The organism is uncultured Roseovarius sp. (assembly GCF_947259555.1).
In the GTDB taxonomy this organism is placed as follows: Bacteria; Pseudomonadota; Alphaproteobacteria; order Rhodobacterales; family Rhodobacteraceae; genus Roseovarius.
Map to the genome: position 1 here is coordinate 1 of NZ_CAMYMD010000087.1, position 15,630 is coordinate 15,630.

Annotated in this window: 16 protein-coding genes; 5 read left to right on the forward strand and 11 right to left on the reverse strand. The window is 61.8% G+C overall.

Annotated features, from left to right (window positions below):
• The coding region (locus Q0X85_RS14620; protein ID WP_297773083.1) for a cobaltochelatase subunit CobN at positions 1-1,210 on the forward strand (1,210 nt) is incomplete at its 5' end.
• Between the two features lie 10 nt (positions 1,211-1,220).
• On the opposite strand, the gene Q0X85_RS14625 is transcribed toward Q0X85_RS14620, so the two are convergent.
• A complete protein-coding gene (locus Q0X85_RS14625; protein WP_297773085.1) occupies positions 1,221-1,679 on the reverse strand; it encodes a hypothetical protein in 459 nt (152 codons plus the stop codon).
• 216 nt (positions 1,680-1,895) lie between these two features.
• Between Q0X85_RS14625 and Q0X85_RS14630 the strand changes: the two genes are divergently transcribed.
• The 3 genes from Q0X85_RS14630 to Q0X85_RS14640 all read left to right on the forward strand — a co-directional run bounded on the left by Q0X85_RS14630 (position 1,896) and on the right by Q0X85_RS14640 (position 5,445).
• Complete coding sequence (locus Q0X85_RS14630; protein ID WP_297773086.1) at positions 1,896-2,870, forward strand: GDP-L-fucose synthase; 975 nt, start codon at positions 1,896-1,898, stop codon at positions 2,868-2,870.
• 115 nt (positions 2,871-2,985) lie between these two features.
• Entirely contained in the window at positions 2,986-4,407 is a 1,422-nt protein-coding gene (locus Q0X85_RS14635) for a mannose-1-phosphate guanylyltransferase/mannose-6-phosphate isomerase (protein WP_297773088.1), read from the forward strand.
• 33 nt (positions 4,408-4,440) lie between these two features.
• On the forward strand, positions 4,441-5,445 hold the full coding sequence (locus Q0X85_RS14640) for a hypothetical protein (RefSeq protein WP_297773090.1): 1,005 nt from the start codon (positions 4,441-4,443) through the stop codon (positions 5,443-5,445).
• 36 nt (positions 5,446-5,481) lie between these two features.
• Here Q0X85_RS14640 and preA read toward each other — a convergent pair whose 3' ends face one another.
• The 10 genes from preA to Q0X85_RS14690 all read right to left on the reverse strand — a co-directional run bounded on the left by preA (position 5,482) and on the right by Q0X85_RS14690 (position 14,158).
• A complete protein-coding gene (preA, locus tag Q0X85_RS14645) occupies positions 5,482-6,786 on the reverse strand; it encodes an NAD-dependent dihydropyrimidine dehydrogenase subunit PreA (protein WP_297773092.1) in 1,305 nt (434 codons plus the stop codon).
• A 15-nt stretch (positions 6,787-6,801) separates the two neighbouring features.
• Positions 6,802-8,130: an NAD(P)-dependent oxidoreductase gene (locus Q0X85_RS14650; RefSeq protein WP_297773094.1), complete on the reverse strand. Its 1,329-nt coding sequence runs from the start codon at positions 8,128-8,130 to the stop codon at positions 6,802-6,804.
• Between the two features lie 139 nt (positions 8,131-8,269).
• Positions 8,270-9,037, reverse strand: a complete 768-nt coding sequence (locus Q0X85_RS14655; RefSeq protein WP_297773095.1) for an FCD domain-containing protein — start codon at positions 9,035-9,037, stop codon at positions 8,270-8,272.
• A gap of 164 nt (positions 9,038-9,201) precedes the next feature.
• Positions 9,202-9,588, reverse strand: coding sequence for a Lin0512 family protein (locus Q0X85_RS14660; RefSeq protein ID WP_297773096.1), 387 nt, complete (start codon positions 9,586-9,588; stop codon positions 9,202-9,204).
• Positions 9,585-9,932, reverse strand: a complete 348-nt coding sequence (locus tag Q0X85_RS14665; protein WP_297773098.1) for a Lin0512 family protein — start codon at positions 9,930-9,932, stop codon at positions 9,585-9,587. Before Q0X85_RS14665 ends, Q0X85_RS14660 begins: the two co-directional genes overlap by 4 nt.
• Before the next feature lie 3 nt (positions 9,933-9,935).
• Complete coding sequence (cobO, locus tag Q0X85_RS14670) at positions 9,936-10,544, reverse strand: cob(I)yrinic acid a,c-diamide adenosyltransferase (RefSeq protein ID WP_297773099.1); 609 nt, start codon at positions 10,542-10,544, stop codon at positions 9,936-9,938.
• Between the two features lie 77 nt (positions 10,545-10,621).
• The gene (locus Q0X85_RS14675) at positions 10,622-11,560 is read right to left on the reverse strand and encodes a glycosyltransferase family 2 protein (protein ID WP_297773101.1); all 939 of its coding nucleotides are present in this window, start codon (positions 11,558-11,560) and stop codon (positions 10,622-10,624) included.
• A gap of 245 nt (positions 11,561-11,805) precedes the next feature.
• On the reverse strand, positions 11,806-12,651 hold the full coding sequence (rfbD, locus tag Q0X85_RS14680; protein WP_297773103.1) for a dTDP-4-dehydrorhamnose reductase: 846 nt from the start codon (positions 12,649-12,651) through the stop codon (positions 11,806-11,808).
• 139 nt (positions 12,652-12,790) lie between these two features.
• Positions 12,791-13,357, reverse strand: coding sequence for a dTDP-4-dehydrorhamnose 3,5-epimerase (gene rfbC, locus Q0X85_RS14685; RefSeq protein WP_297773106.1), 567 nt, complete (start codon positions 13,355-13,357; stop codon positions 12,791-12,793).
• 159 nt (positions 13,358-13,516) lie between these two features.
• Positions 13,517-14,158 carry a TetR family transcriptional regulator C-terminal domain-containing protein gene (locus Q0X85_RS14690; protein ID WP_297773109.1) on the reverse strand — a complete coding sequence of 214 codons (642 nt, stop codon included), beginning with the start codon at positions 14,156-14,158 and terminating at the stop codon, positions 13,517-13,519.
• Between the two features lie 185 nt (positions 14,159-14,343).
• On the opposite strand from Q0X85_RS14690, the gene Q0X85_RS14695 reads away from it, so the two are divergent.
• The gene (locus Q0X85_RS14695; RefSeq protein WP_297773179.1) at positions 14,344-15,594 is read left to right on the forward strand and encodes a Zn-dependent hydrolase; all 1,251 of its coding nucleotides are present in this window, start codon (positions 14,344-14,346) and stop codon (positions 15,592-15,594) included.
• The last annotated feature ends 36 nt before the right edge of the window (positions 15,595-15,630 follow it).

A 15,630-nucleotide genomic window follows, 5' to 3' on the forward strand; every position in this document is an offset into this window, starting at 1 on the left:
CGCGCTCGACGGGCGGGCACTCGCGCCCGGCCCGTCCGGGGCACCGACGCGCGGGCGGCTCGACACCCTGCCCACGGGGCGCAATTTCTACAGCGTCGACAGCCGCGCAGTGCCCACACCAACCGCTTGGGCATTGGGGTGGAAATCGGCCAACCTGTTGATTGAAAAACACCTTCAAACCCATGGCGACTGGCCGCGCACCCTGTTGCTCACGGCATGGGGTACGGCCAACATGCGCACCGGCGGCGACGACATCGCGCAGGCCCTCGCGCTGATGGGGGTCAAGCCGAGATGGGATGCCGCCAACCGCCGCGTGACCGGGTTCGAGATCCTGCCCGAGGGCGTGCTCGGGCGGCCGCGCGTGGATGTGACCCTGCGCATCTCGGGGTTCTTCCGTGACGCGTTTCCACAGTTGATCGCGCTCTTTGACAGTGCCGCGCGTGCCGTGCAGGCGCTGGACGAGTCCGAGGAGACCAACCCGGCCGCCGCGCGCGCGCGGCGTGAGGGCACGAGCGCACGCATCTACGGTGCAAGGCCGGGGGCCTACGGTGCAGGCCTTCAGGCGATGATCGACGAACGCCTGTGGGCGAACAAGGCGGATCTCGCCGAGGCCTATCTGACCTGGGGCAGCTATGCCTACGGTGCCAATGACACGGGCACGCCAGATCGCGCCGGGTTCGAGACCCGTCTGCGGCAGACCGAAGCCATCGTGCAAAATCAGGACAACCGCGAGCACGATCTGCTTGATTCCGACGATTACTATCAATTCGAGGGCGGGGCGGCGGCGGCTGTCAGCACCTTGCAAGGTCGCGACCGCCCGATCTATCACAACGACCATTCCCGCCCCGAGCGCCCTCTCATCCGCACGCTGGAGGATGAAATCGGCCGCGTGGTGCGGTCACGTGTCGTCAATCCGAAATGGATCGAAGGCGTCAAGCGGCATGGCTACAAAGGCGCGTTCGAGATCGCAGCAACGGTCGATTATCTGTTTGCGTTTGCCGCCACGACGGGCGCGGTACGCGGTCATCACTTCGATCTGGTCGAGGCGGCGTTTCTTGAGGATGACGACACGCGGGAGTTCATCTCGGAGCATAACCCGCCCGCGCTGCGCGAACTGGCAGAGCGCCTGTCCGAGGCGATTGACCGGGGGCTCTGGCTGCCACGGTCCAATTCGGCGCGAGCACGGATCGACGCGGCGCGACAAGAATAACGCGAGGATTTCAAGGACTCGGGGCGCAGATCAAGTCCGCATATCCGCGATAGACAGGTTCGATCTCACAGTCATAACGGCGCGCCGAGAGCAAGACCGGCGCGGGCTGCTTGGCTGCTCCACAATCCAAATACGCCTCCATTACCGCCTGATCGCCCCAGAGGCGCGACACGCGACACCCGCTGACCAACTCGATCGCCGCCACGCCGCGCGGAGCGACCGAGGCAAAACGCGGGGCCCATTCAGGATTGACCCGGACTGCCAACGCACGCATATCCGCCACGTACACCTCGAAGATACTAGGACCGACCATGACACTTTGCGGCGCAATGCCGCGAAACGCCGGGCCGGGCACCCCACAACCGGCAAGAACGCACAGCATCAAAAGAGTCGTTTGCTTGAAGGCCATGGGGAAGTGTGCCTGACAGAAGCTTAACGCGCGCTTAAGTGAACCCTTCGCTTCCTGCATGCAGGCGTGCATTGAAACGCCATTTTACTGACCAGCGGTATTGGCGATGATCAGAGCTTCGATCCTATCCAGCCGGGAACACGGCCTGCGTGAAAGCTGCGTTCCGACGTCTCGACCGCGAATGGCCCGGCCCATCAATCGCCAAAGTTACCTCAGGCGGCTGACAATCCGGCTGGAACAAGGTATCGCGGCGATAAGGAACACAGGAGACACGATATGCGTATATATGTTGCGGGCCATCGCGGCATGGTGGGCGGTGCTATCCTGGGTCGATTGGAGGCGCGACGCGCGGCGGGCGAGGATCTGAGCCTCATTACTCGCACACATTCAGAGCTCGACCTAACCGACCAACATGCGGTGCGCGATTTCATGCGCGAAGAGCGGCCCGATACCGTGATCCTCGCAGCCGCAAGGGTGGGGGGTATTCATGCCAACAAAACCTACCCTGCCGATTTCATCCACGACAATCTCATGATCGAATGCAACGTGATCCATCAAGCCTTCGCCGCCGGGGTGGAGCGCCTGCTGCAACTGGGGTCAAGCTGCATCTACCCCAAAGATGCATCGCAACCGATGCGCGAGGATGCGCTTTTGACAGGCATACTCGAGTCCACAAACGAGCCCTACGCCATTGCCAAAATCGCGGGCATCAAGCTCTGCGAGAGTTATAACCGCCAGCACGGCACCGACTACCGCTCGGTGATGCCCACTAACCTCTATGGTCCGGGCGACAATTTTCACCCCGAGAATTCCCACGTCCTGCCTGCACTTATACGCCGCTTTCACGCAGCCGCCCAAGACGGGCGCGACGAGGTCGTGATCTGGGGCAGCGGCACGCCCCGACGTGAGTTTTTGCATGTTGACGACATGGCAGACGCTTCGCTCTTCGTGATGGGCCTCGATCACCGGACCTACTGCGCCAATACCAGACCTATGCTGAGCCACATCAACGTGGGCACCGGCACCGATATCTCGGTCCTGGAGCTTGCCAAGCTCGTGGCGCAGGTCACGGGATTTCAGGGTCGTATCATCACCGATCCGTCAAAACCGGATGGCACCATGCGCAAACTTCTGGATGTGAGCCGCCTCTCGGCCATGGGCTGGCACGCGGGAATTTCCCTCCGGGACGGCGTGCGTCAGACCTATGAGTGGTTTTGCCGGCAGGACCCGGCCCAGTTGCGCGCGAGGTGACGTCCCGGCGCATATTTTCGGCGGAAACCGAGGGCTGGTCAGATTCTGCCTTGCCTCCCTGTCCCGGATTCGGGATACCTTTTGAACTTTCAGTCAGACTTGCAAAGGACGCCTGATGATTACCCCAGTTCTTCTCTGTGGCGGTTCAGGAACACGGCTATGGCCTTTGTCGCGCAAATCCTACCCAAAGCAATTCGCGCCCCTATTGGGGGACCGGACATTGTTCCAAGCCTCGGCCGAACGTCTGTCGGGGGCTGATTTTGCGGCACCTATTGTGCTGACCAATGCCGACTTTCGGTTCATTGTGGGCGAACAACTGGCCGATATCGGGATTGAGCCGGGCGCGGTCCTGATCGAGCCATCAGGGCGCAACACAGCCCCCGCGGTGCTGGCCGCCGCGCTCTGGCTGGCGCGCACCGACCCTGAGGCGCTGATGCTGGTCGCGCCCTCCGATCACGTGGTGCCGGACGCTGCCGCCTTCCGGCAAGCTGTGGCTGCGGGTATGGACACTGCCCGTGGTGGCCGGCTCGTGACCTTCGGGATCAAGCCAAACCATGCCGAAACCGGATATGGCTATCTGGAGCTTGACGGCGATGCCTGCGATTTTTCGCCCCACCCAATCGGCCTGAAGCGCTTTGTCGAGAAGCCCGACGCGGACACCGCTGCGAATATGCTGTCACAGGACACATACCTTTGGAATGCCGGAATTTTCCTGTTCAAGGCCAGCGCGATCCTGGATGCGTTCCGTATCCATGCGCCGCAGTTGATCAGCCCGGTAGAGGCCGCCATCGAGAAAAGCCTGCCAGATCTGGGCTTTCACCGCCTTGACCCCATGGCCTGGGCCGAAGCCGAGGACATCTCGATCGACTATGCGGTCATGGAAAAGGCAACCAACCTGTCGGTCATTCCCTTTGCCGGCAGCTGGTCGGATCTGGGCGACTGGGATGCCGTCTGGCGCGAGACCGGCCCAGATGCGCGCGGTGTGGCCACGTCAGGCCAGGCCACGGCCATCGATTGCGACAACACATTGCTGCGCTCCGAGGATGGCGGCCTCGAGGTTGTCGGCATCGGGCTCGACAATATCATCGCGGTGGCCATGCCCGATGCGGTTCTTGTCGCCGACGTGTCGCGCGCGCAGGATGTCAAGGAAGTGGTCAGCGCGCTCAAGACAAAGGGGCGCAAGCAAGCCGAGAGCTTTCCCAAGGATCACCGTCCGTGGGGCTGGTTCGAGAGCCTCGTGATGGGCGACCGTTTTCAGGTCAAACGCATCCATGTGCATCCCGGTGCCGCCCTCTCGTTGCAGAGCCATCACCATCGCTCGGAGCATTGGATCGTGGTCGAAGGCACCGCCAAGGTGACGATAGACGACAAGGTCACGCTGGTGACCGAGAACCAGTCGGTCTATATCCCGCTTGGCGCGGTTCACAGGATGGAGAACCCGGGCAAGGTGCCCATGGTTCTGATCGAGGTGCAGACCGGCACCTATCTGGGTGAGGATGACATCATCCGTTACGAGGACATCTACGCGCGTGGCTGAGGCCGTGTGCGACGGTCAGAAACGGATATTGTGATGCCAGAGGAAATCAGCGTCGTTATCTGGACCGTTTCAGAGCACGACGCCGCCACATGCGCCGCGACGCTGACGCCGCCCGACGATCAGACGAGCAGCACATGGCGCGTTCAGACATGCCGGGGTGCCGCCGGTGCGCGTGCCGCTCTCGCGACCGACGAGACGGCAAGGCTGTGCCTGATATACCCCGCACCGGTCGGATTTGTGGCGCGGGCAATCGACGCGGAGGCGGACCCCGGCACGGTGCTTGACAGCTGGGCGGACGCGGCGCGCGAGATGCTGACCTTGCGTCGGCAGTATCAGGACCGCGCATGTCTCTTCGAGGCCGAAGACCTGCACGCCAATCGGCTCAAGGGTCTTGAGCGGCTTGGTTTGCATCCCATGCCACGCGCGCCCATGGTGGATACACGGGAACCGGTCGCACCCGGTCCCGTGCCCGGCCTCATCTCCGAGGCCCTCATACGTGACAGGCAAGATCTTGTCGCGCTGATCGACGCGGTGCAGGACAGCACCGATCATCTGTCCGATGACCCGGTTTCCCGGCGTGACGTCTCACCCGAAATGGCGCTTGAGGACTACCGCGCCGACCGTCAGCGTATGGCAGAGGCTGAGCGCGCGCGCGACTCGGCCCGCGCCGAGGCTCAGGCGGCACGCAAGCACTTGAAGGCGTGTCAGGCCGAGCTGTCAGAAAAGGATGCGATCCTCGCCGAACAACAGACCCGCTTTCACCAGATACGCAAGGATGACGCCACCGGCTTGTTGGAACGCGGCAAACGCATTGCCGCGCTTGAGGACGCGATCCGGGACAAGGATGCCGCCCTCGGTGCGCAACGCGACAGGGCCGCAGAGTTGGAAGGCCGTGTCGCGGCGAAGCAGCAGGAATTGGAGGCCCGCGAGGCGCACATTCGGGATCTGGAAGCCAAAGTGGCGACCCTCATGCGCTCTTTGCCAATGCGGATCAGGCACCGCCTCCGATCCCTCGTGCGGGGCAGCAGGCGCGGCTGACACGAGGCGCGTGCCGCGAGCCACGCCGCACACAAGCTACTCTGCCGCGCATTTCCCCGGATTGTTGGGATGCGTGGTCCAGTTTGCATAGTCTTCGCGCACCACCTCGCCGGTGCGCGGGTCAACGGCCCCCGCCGCCATCGGCTCCATCGTGATACAGCCCTCGACGGGGCAGACATTGACGCAGAGATTGCAGGCCACGCATTCCTCGTCCTTGACGGTAAAGACACGGTCTTCCGACATGGCGATGGCCTGATGGCTGGTATCCTCACAGGCGGCATAACACCGCCCGCATTTGATGCACTCGTCCTGATTGATCCGCGCCTTGGCGACATAGTTGAGGTTGAGATCCTGCCAATTGACCACATTGGGCACCGCGCGGCCCACCAACTCGTCAACCGAGGCAAAGCCCTTGTCGTCCATGTATTGCGACAGGCCCGAGATCATTTCCTGCACGACCTTGAACCCGTAGGTCATGGCGGCTGTGCAAACCTGCACGTTGCCCGCACCGAGCGCCAGAAACTCGGCTGCGTCGCGCCATGTGGTCACGCCGCCGATGCCGCTGATCGGCATGCCTCGGGTTGCCGGATCGCGGGCGATCTCGGCCACCATGTTGAGCGCGATGGGCTTGACCGCAGGTCCGCAATAGCCGCCATGCGCGCCTTGGCCGTCGATCGTGGGCTCTGGTGAAAAGAGGTCGAGATCGACCGAGGTGATGGAATTGATGGTGTTGATGAGGCTGACGGCATCGGCGCCGCCGTCCTTGGCCGCCTGCGCGGGTTTGCGGATATCAGTGATATTCGGCGTCAGTTTGACGATGACCGGAAGGCTAGAGTGCTTTTTGCACCAATGCGCCACCTGACCGACATATTCCGGCACCTGCCCCACGGCGCTGCCCATGCCGCGCTCGCTCATCCCGTGGGGGCAGCCAAAGTTCAGTTCGACGCCATCGCAGCCGGTATCCTCGACCCGGCGCAGGATGTCGCGCCAGCTGTCTTCATTGACGGGCACCATGAGGCTTGCGATCAGGGCGCGGTCGGGCCAATCCCGCTTGACCCGCGTCATCTCTTCGAGGTTCACTTCGAGAGAGCGGTCGGTGATCAGCTCGATATTGTTGAGGCCCAGCAGGCGCCGGTCGGCCCCGTAGATCGCGCCATATCGCGGACCGTTGACATTGACGACCGGCGGCCCCGCCTCGCCCAGCGTTTTCCAGACAACCCCGCCCCAGCCGGCCTCGAAGGCGCGGCGGACGTTGTATTCCTTGTCCGTCGGCGGCGCGGAGGCCAGCCAGAACGGGTTGGGTGAGGTAATGCCGATGAAATTCGTTGTAAGGTCAGCCATGACTCTATCTCCCTTCTACGCCTGTGCGCCGAGGCTGGCGTGGATATCTTCGGCGGCATCGCGGCCCTCGGCCACCGCCGTGACGGTCAGGTCATCGCCGCCTGCCGAACAATCGCCCCCGGCCCAGACACCGGGCAGAGACGTGCGCCCGGCGCCGCTGATGGCGATCTTGCGCCCATCCAATTCAGGTAAATCGGGCCCTTCAAGGGTCTGGCCGATGGCCTTGAACACCTGATCGGCCGCCAGTCGAAACCGCTGGCCGGTGGGCGTCAGCGCGTCGTCGGTATACTCGAACTCGACCTCACGCACCGCGCCATTGCCATGCACGGCAATTGGCGTTGCATTGGTGATGATGCGCACCCCCTTGGCGGCGGCCAGGTCCTGCTCATAGCGGCTGGCGTTCATCCGCTCGCGTCCGCGCCGGTAAACGAGGCTGACGTTGAGCGCGCCCAGAAGCCTGGCTTGCACGGCTGCATCCACCGCCGTCATGCCGCCGCCAATCACCACCACGTCACGCCCGATCGGCAGACCGGCCAGATCCTCGGCCTGACGCAAATCGGCGATGAAATCGACCGCGTCGCGCATGCCTTCGCGATCTTCGCCTGCCAAGTCCAGCGCGTTCACCCCACCAAGGCCAATGCCGAGGAATACCGCATCAAACCCTTCACGCAGTTCCGCGAGGGACAGTTCGCGTCCAAGGCGCTTGCCGGTCTCCAGCGTGATGCCGCCGATCTGCATCAGCCAATCCACCTCGCGCGCCGCGAAACTGTCGGTGCTCTTGTAAGCGGCGATGCCAAACTCATTCAGGCCGCCGGGCTTGGCCCGGCCATCGTAGAGCGTCACGTCATGCCCGTGCATCGACAACCGATGCGCACAGGCCAGACCGGCGGGCCCGGCCCCCACGACCGCAACCTGCCGCCCGGTCGGCGCCGCGCGGGTGAACGGGTGCACGCCCTGCGCCATGACCGTATCGGTGGCGTAACGCTGCAACTGGCCGATGAGCACGGGCTTGCCCTCTGCCGCCTCGCGCACGCAGGCCTCTTCACAGAGCGTTTCCGTGGGGCACACGCGGGCGCACATCCCGCCGAGGATATTCTGCTCGAATATCGTCTCGGCCGCCGCTTCGGGGGTGCCGGTGGCGATCTGCCGGATAAAGAGCGGGATGTCGATCGAGGTGGGGCAGGCCGTGATGCAGGGCGCATCATGGCAGAAATAACACCGATCCGCGGCAACCAGCGCCTCGTGATCGTCGAGGGGCGGGTGCAGGTCGGAAAAGTTTCCGCTCAACTGCTCGGGCTCAAGGCGGCCAGCGGCAATACCAGGGTCTAACATGCGGTCACTCATGGCTGTCTCCAGTCAAAGATGGCTGAATTCAGTATTCCACGATTCGAAATTTTATCAATTGGTAAAATTTATATGGAGCAAAAAAAGCCTCTGCCGCGCGATCGTGGCCTTCGATGCTGATATTTTTGGCGGGTCGGATTTAGCGCGATTGTTCGTGCTCGAACCGCTGCCGCGCAATGGCCTCGTTCCGGTCGGCTTTCTTCTGATCGGCCAGTGCTTTTTCAACGTAGTTGAGGTGGGCATCGACCGCCTTGCGCGCCGCATCCGGGTCACGCGCCTGAATGGCTGTATTGATGGCCCGGTGCTGATCCAGCAATGCGCCGCGCGTGGTCCGCTGTTTGAACATCACCTGGCGGTTGTAGAACACGCCCTCGCGCAGCAACTGAAACATCGACCGCATCATGTGCAGCATGACCACGTTGTGACTGGCCTCGATGATCGCCATATGAAACTCGGCATCGAGCCGCGCCTCGTCTGCCGGGTTGGTTTTCCTGTGGGCCGCTTCCATCTTGTCCATAAGTGTCTGGATCACCTGCAAATCCGTGTCGGAGGCCAGACGCGCGGCGCGGCAGGCCGCAAGTCCCTCCAGATCACGGCGAAAGCCGATATAGTCGAATACGGCCTCGTCATGCTCGGCGAAAAGCTGGATCAACGCGGCGGAAAATGCGCTGCCCAGAACATCAGCCACGTAAATGCCCGCGCCGGCGCGGGCGCTCAGCAGGCCCTTGTCCTGCAATTCCGAAACAGCCTCGCGCAGAGATGGCCGCGACACGCCAAGCTTCTCGGCAAGTTCCCGCTCTGCGGGCAAACGCTCACCCGGACGCAGAATGCCCCTGAGTATGAGTTTTTCGATTTGCCGGGTAACGGCGGTCGAGAGTTTTTCCGGTGTGACTTTCTGAAATGGCATGCGCGCGCCCTTATGAATTGGTCAGATCATATGACCGCACCCCAAATACGGCAAGCCTGTCCTTTGGTCTTGGTGGCAGCTTGCTAACGGCCAAGGGTGGTCATGCGCCGGGATCCGATTGAGGCACGCCGCGCGATACGCGGCCAAAGGCCGCTCAATAACAATCAGTTCACCGATCCAACATCTGTCCCGGTCAAACTCCATTGCTTTGTCTGAGACGGAAAAAACGCCTCGACTGCCGCAGTGGCGATCACCAGCGTTTCTCCACTGACCGGATCGGTCACGTTCTGCCCGCCGGGCACAACCCGCACGTTGGCCTGTCCCCGTGGCAGGCCTTCGGTCAATGCCTCGGGATCGACCTGTTCAGGCTCTTGCACGCCGACCGTCACGACAACCCGCATGTCCTGATGCCGCAGGGTCGTATTCAAGAACATCGGTATCGTGGAATGGCGGATCGCATCCTCGATCGCCCGGGCGGCGGCCTTTTGATAATCCATGCCGTGCAGATCGTTGCCCATGCCCATCTCGATAATGAAACGCTGCTCGCTCATGCGCTTGGCTCCATGTCGAAGGACACAGATATAGCGGCATTGGCGATGACCGTGGGCCGCCCCACCGGGCGCGGAATATCGAGACCGCCCTGCGCCACGTGAACCGTGACCTGACCATAAGGAAAGATCGCGCGCAGGGCGTCGACATCCACGGCGTCGGGGGCCTGCACCGCGATATCGAGATCGATCAGCATGTCGGTTTTTTCAAAGCCGAACAGCTCTGCCAGATTGATCGAGTTGTGCCAGAGCGCATCGCGCACCGCGCGTGCGGCGGCCTCGGTGTAATCCTGGCGCCGCAGCGACGTGCCCATGCCGAATTCGGTCAGCAACCGGGTCTTGGCCATCGCTCAGAACTCCACCCCGATCTGCGCCTTGATGCCCGAGCGGAACGGATGCTTGACCAGTTCCATCTCTGTGACGAGATCGGCGATCTCGATCAGCTCATCCTTGGCGTTGCGCCCGGTGAGCACGACATGGGTCATGTGGGGCTTTTCCTCGGCGAGGAACTGCACCACCTCGTTGATATCGAGATAGTCATAGCGCAGGGCAATATTGATTTCGTCCAGCAACACCATCTTGTTGCTCTCATCGCGGATCAGGTCCTTGGCCCTGGCCCAGGCCGCCTGTGCCATCTCCGTGTCACGGGTGCGATCCTGTGTTTCCCAGGTAAACCCCTCGCCCATGGTATGAAACGCGCAGGTGTCCGAAAATTTCGACAGGATCATGTCCCGCTCGCCGGTGCTCATCCCCCCCTTTATGAACTGCACCACCGCGCATTTCATGTCATGCGCGATACAGCGAAAGATCATACCGAACGCGGCAGAGGATTTGCCCTTGCCCTTTCCGGTGTGGACGATGATCAGGCCCTTCTCATCGGTCTTGGTGGCCATGATCTTGTCACGGGCCGCTTTTTTCTTGGCCATCTTCATCGCATGGCGGTCGGGATCGTCGGTCATCATTGGCTCCTGCCGGGATATATCGTTTGCGAAAGTGTGGCAGACCGCCTCCGGCGTGCAAGCCCTTTCTGCGCCACTCAGAGCCGTTTCAGCACCACCGACACCCAAAGCGCCAGCGTACTTATGCGGCTTTGCCTGTAAAGACCCAGTTGGTGCAAACGCGCCAAACGGTTCGGCAATGGCCCTTCACGCATGGCTACGAATTCCGACAGGATCTGACGGTTTTCCTGCGTCAGATTACCCTCAAGCCGCGATAGCGCCGCGATATTGGTCTCATTCCAGTCGCGGAACTGACCCTGTAACAATTGCCACAGCCTCCGCAGACGAGCCGCGCCAGTATCATTCGCACCGATCTGGTTCACGCCATGCTGGCGATAGAAAAGCGTTGGCGCGTCGTCATGCACCACCACACCACCCGCCCCGGTGATCAATTGATAAACCCACCAATCGTGCACAACGACCCGCTCGACATGTTCCGAAGACGCCTCGACAAGACGCGCGGCAGCGGCGTTGAGAATGATCGTGTTGCCCGACGCCACATTTTGCACCAGCGCATTGCGAAAGGACGGGCAGCGGGGGCGCTCGGCGGAAAGACGTCTGTTATCCAGCGTATCATCCACGATCCATGTACGGCTACAATAGAGCGCCGGGCGCTGCGGATCCTCAGCCTCAAGCGCCGCAACCCCCCGAGAAACCTTGTCAGGCAACCACACGTCATCCTGATCACAAAACGCCAGCCAATGATCAGGCGGCGCATGATCGGCCGCCCGGCGAATCAGGGACAAGAAATTCGCGGCACCGCCCTGACCCGGCCCTGACAGGCAGGTGGCCGCCGTCGTTGCGGCAAACTCTTCAAGCACACGCGCGCTGCCGTCAGACGAGCCATCATCGCTGGCGATCAACTGCCAGTGCGGATGGTCCTGCGCCACGATGCTCTGCAATTGTTCGGACAGAAACTCACCGCCATTATATACGGCCATTAGAATGACAACGTGAGGCTTGGGTTTCTTTGGCATGACTCAGAACGCAACTTTGACTGGATGGCACTCACAGTCCGCACTAGACGTTGGGTTTTCTTTAAACGGGACGGGAACAGTCTGATCAGGGACACTCTGCAAATTCGCAACATGGCGATATTCACGCCACGTGAGATACCGGTTGGATAAGTGGGCCGAATGTTGTGTCAGCCTCTGCAAATGGTGCTCCGAACTTTGTGGCCCACTTTTGCCTAGCACAAGGGCCGTGTCTGCTTGCAAGACAGTCATGTTAGCGCCAGATCTTTAAGAATAAGTGATAGACCGGCTCTCCAGTCCGGGCGCGCGATGCCAAAGTCCGCCTCCAGCGTGCCGCAGTCAAGCCGGGAATTCAGCGGTCTTGGTGCCGGCGTCGGATATTCCGATGTCGGGATCCCGAATACATCGACCTCGGCACCGGAGCGCGAGAATATCTCGCGTGCGAAACCGGCCCAGCTGGTATCCGGCGCACCGCTGAAATGGTATAGTCCGCCCTCGTGTCCTGCGACCATGGCGCGCCCGATCCGCAACAGCGCCGCCGCGATATCCGCCGCAGGGGTCGGTCCGCCGATCTGATCCTCAACAACAGTGAGGCTCTCGCGCGTTTCCGCGAGGCGCAGCATCGTCTTGATAAAATTGTTGCCGTGGGCCGAGACGACCCAGGACGTGCGCAGGATCGCCGCGCGTCCGCCCGCATCGCGCACCGCCACCTCGCCTGCACGCTTGCTGCGACCGTAGGCATTGCAAGGTGCCACCGGATCGGATGGGCTGCGCGGTTCGGTGCCGGTGCCGTCAAACACGTAATCCGTCGAAATGTGACAAAATGGAATGTTCTGCGCGGCGCAGGCGCGCGCCATCGCCCCCGGCGCGTCGGCATTGATCAGAGTCGCTTGCGCTTCGTCCTCCTCGGCCCGGTCAACGGCGGTGTAGGCGGCGGCGTTGATCACCAGATCAGGCGCGGCGGTCCTGATCGCCTCGGCGCAGCGTTCGGGCCGGCTCAGATCCGCGTCATCGCGGCCCAATGCCGTTACATCTGCAATCCTTTGCAACTCACGCGCCACCTGTCCCGTCTTGCCAAACACAAGGATGTTCATCCCACGCTCCCTGTTGGTGCAACTTTGACATCGCGCCCTGCGTCTTTTTGAGCCCGGCCGCCCCGCGTCGACGCAAGCTCACGCGACGGCCCCGGATGATGGCCACAAGTCCCGGTTGCGGTTATGGCTGGCCCGATCACTATGTCTCCTCGATCGTGAACGGGCTTTGGAACCCGGACAGGTTTTGCGCCCGGGCATCTTTATCGCTCAGAATAACGTCGGCGCGATCAACACCCCAGTCGATGCCGATGTCCGGATCGTCGAACCGGACCGCGCCATCGCAGTCGGGTGCGTAATAATCCGAACATTTGTAAATGATTTCCGTCATCGGCGCACGCGTCATAAAGCCATGCAGGAACCCTTCGGGAACAAAGAGCTGGCGCCCGTTTTCAAAGCTCAGCTCCACCCCGACCCAATGCCCATAGGTCGGGCTGCCCCGGCGCACATCCACCGCCACGTCGAAAAGCGCGCCGCGACCACACCGTACCAGCTTGGCCTGCGCATGCGGGGGCGCCTGAAAATGCAACCCGCGAATGGTCCCGGCATGCTCTGAAAGGGAATGATTGTCCTGCACGAAATCAACGTCGAGTCCGGCCTCCGCCATCGACCGGCGGCTCCAACTCTCGCTGAAGAACCCCCGACTGTCACCATGTCGGGCAGGCGAAACGATAAACACCCCTGGTAAAACGGTCGGTTCAATCTGCATTGGCTGGCATGTCTTTCTTTTCAATCGGCGGCTGTCTTGATGGAACCTGCCTGAGCAGACTTGTGCCAAATCGTGGCGACCTCTACCAGAGCCAATACCGTCAAAAACTGCGTACAGGGGCCATCAGCGCTGAAAGTTGTTTAACGTCAATACGTTGACCTAGATCACATCCCGATCAGGTGTCAGTAACCTGCGAAACATCCGGTCCAGATGCGACGCCGCAGTGTCATGCACATCCTGCGCGCTCGTCAACACCCGCACCTGCGCCTCGAAATCTGCATAATGCTGCGTCGTGGCCCAGATGGAAAAGAGCAGATGCCTTGGATCGACAGGCGCCAGCCGTCCAGCCTCGATCCAGCCATCGATGACCGCCGCAGTCTCATCGACTAGCGGCTTCAGGACACTTTCCAGATGCGGGGCCATGCGCGGCGCGCCCTGCAAGATCTCATTGGCGAACAGACGGCTCTCGCGCGGCAGATCCCGCGACATGTCCAGCTTGCGCTGCACATAGGTCATGAGTTCCTCAAGCGGATTTCCATCAGGATCAACCGCGCGCAAGGGGGCCAGCCACGCGTGCATCAGTTGATTGAGCAAGGTGACATGAATCTCTTGCTTGCCTTCGAAATAATAAAGAATGTTCGGCTTGCTCAGCCCGGCCTCTGCCGCGATCTGATCCAGAGTCGCCCCGCGATATCCATGCGCGGAAAACACCTCCAGCGCAGCATCGAGGATGCGCTTGCGGTTTCGCAGCTGAATTCTGCTTGGTTTTCGACTGGCCTGTGCAACGGGGGCTTGTGGCATTCTCGTCCTTTCCCTGAAGGGGCACTTTTTTGACCGCCCTTGCATGCAGCTTAGCCAGATCGGCACTCTGTCCCAAGACGAATCTTGACAGGGACCATGCCCCACGCAATCGTAAGTTTACCAAATGGTAAAAAAGCGGCAAGGGTCCACAAGACTCCCCTTGCATCGACACAATGAGGGCAATGATGACGGCACCCGGCGAAAACCTGAAGATCAACAGCGAGCGGCTGTGGGACAGCATCATGGAAATGGCCGAGATCGGCCCCGGCGTGGCAGGCGGTAACAACCGCCAGACGCTGACCGACGAGGATGCCGAGGGGCGCGCGGTGTTTCAGTCCTGGTGCGAGGCGGCGGGCATGACCATGGGCCTCGATGAGATGGGCAACATGTTCGCGCGGCGCGAAGGCACCGACGCGCAGGCGCTGCCGGTTTACGTGGGCAGCCATCTCGACACCCAGCCCACGGGCGGCAAATACGACGGCGTGCTCGGCGTGCTGGCCGGGCTGGAGATCATCCGCACCCTCAACGACCTCGATATCAAGACAAAGCATCCGATCGTCGTCACCAACTGGACCAATGAGGAAGGCACCCGCTTTGCCCCCGCCATGCTGGCCTCGGGCGTGTTCGCGGGGGTGCTCGACCGCGATTGGGCCTATGACCGGGTCGATGCCGCGGGCAAGCGCTTTGGCGACGAGCTGGAGCGGATCGGCTGGAAGGGCCCCGAAAAGGTCGGCGACCGCAAGATGCACGCCTTTTTCGAGCTGCATATCGAGCAGGGCCCGATACTGGAGGCCGAAAACAAGCAGGTCGGCGTCGTCACCCACGGTCAGGGCCTGCGCTGGATCGAATGCACGGTGACCGGCAAGGGCCAGCATACCGGCTCCACGCCGATGTACATGCGCCGCAACGCGGGCCGGGCATTGGCGCGGGTGACCGAACTGGTGCATGAAATTGCCCTGCAATATCAGCCCAATGCCGTGGGCGCGATCGGCCAGATCGACGTCTATCCCAACAGCCGCAACATCATCCCCGAAAAGGTCGTGTTCACCGTCGATTTCCGCTCTCACGTGCTCGAGACGCTGGAGGCGATGGTCACCGAGCTGAACGAGACCGCACCGGGGCTCTGTGCCGATGTGGGCGTCAATTTCAAATCCGAAGTGGTGGGCTTTTTTGATCCGCCCGCCTTTGACGAGACCCTGGTGGGCCGGGTGCGCAACGCCGCCGAACGTCTGGGCTACAGCCATATGGATATCGTCTCGGGCGCCGGGCACGATGCCTGCTGGGTCAACAAGATCTATCCCACCACCATGGTGATGTGCCCCTGCAAGGACGGGCTGAGCCATAACGAGGCCGAGGAGATCACCCCCGACTGGGCGCGCGCGGGGGCGGATGTGCTGCTGCACGCGGTGCTGGAGACGGCGGAGATTGTGGATTGATTGGGGGCCAGCCCCCAAACCCCCGGAGTATTTTCG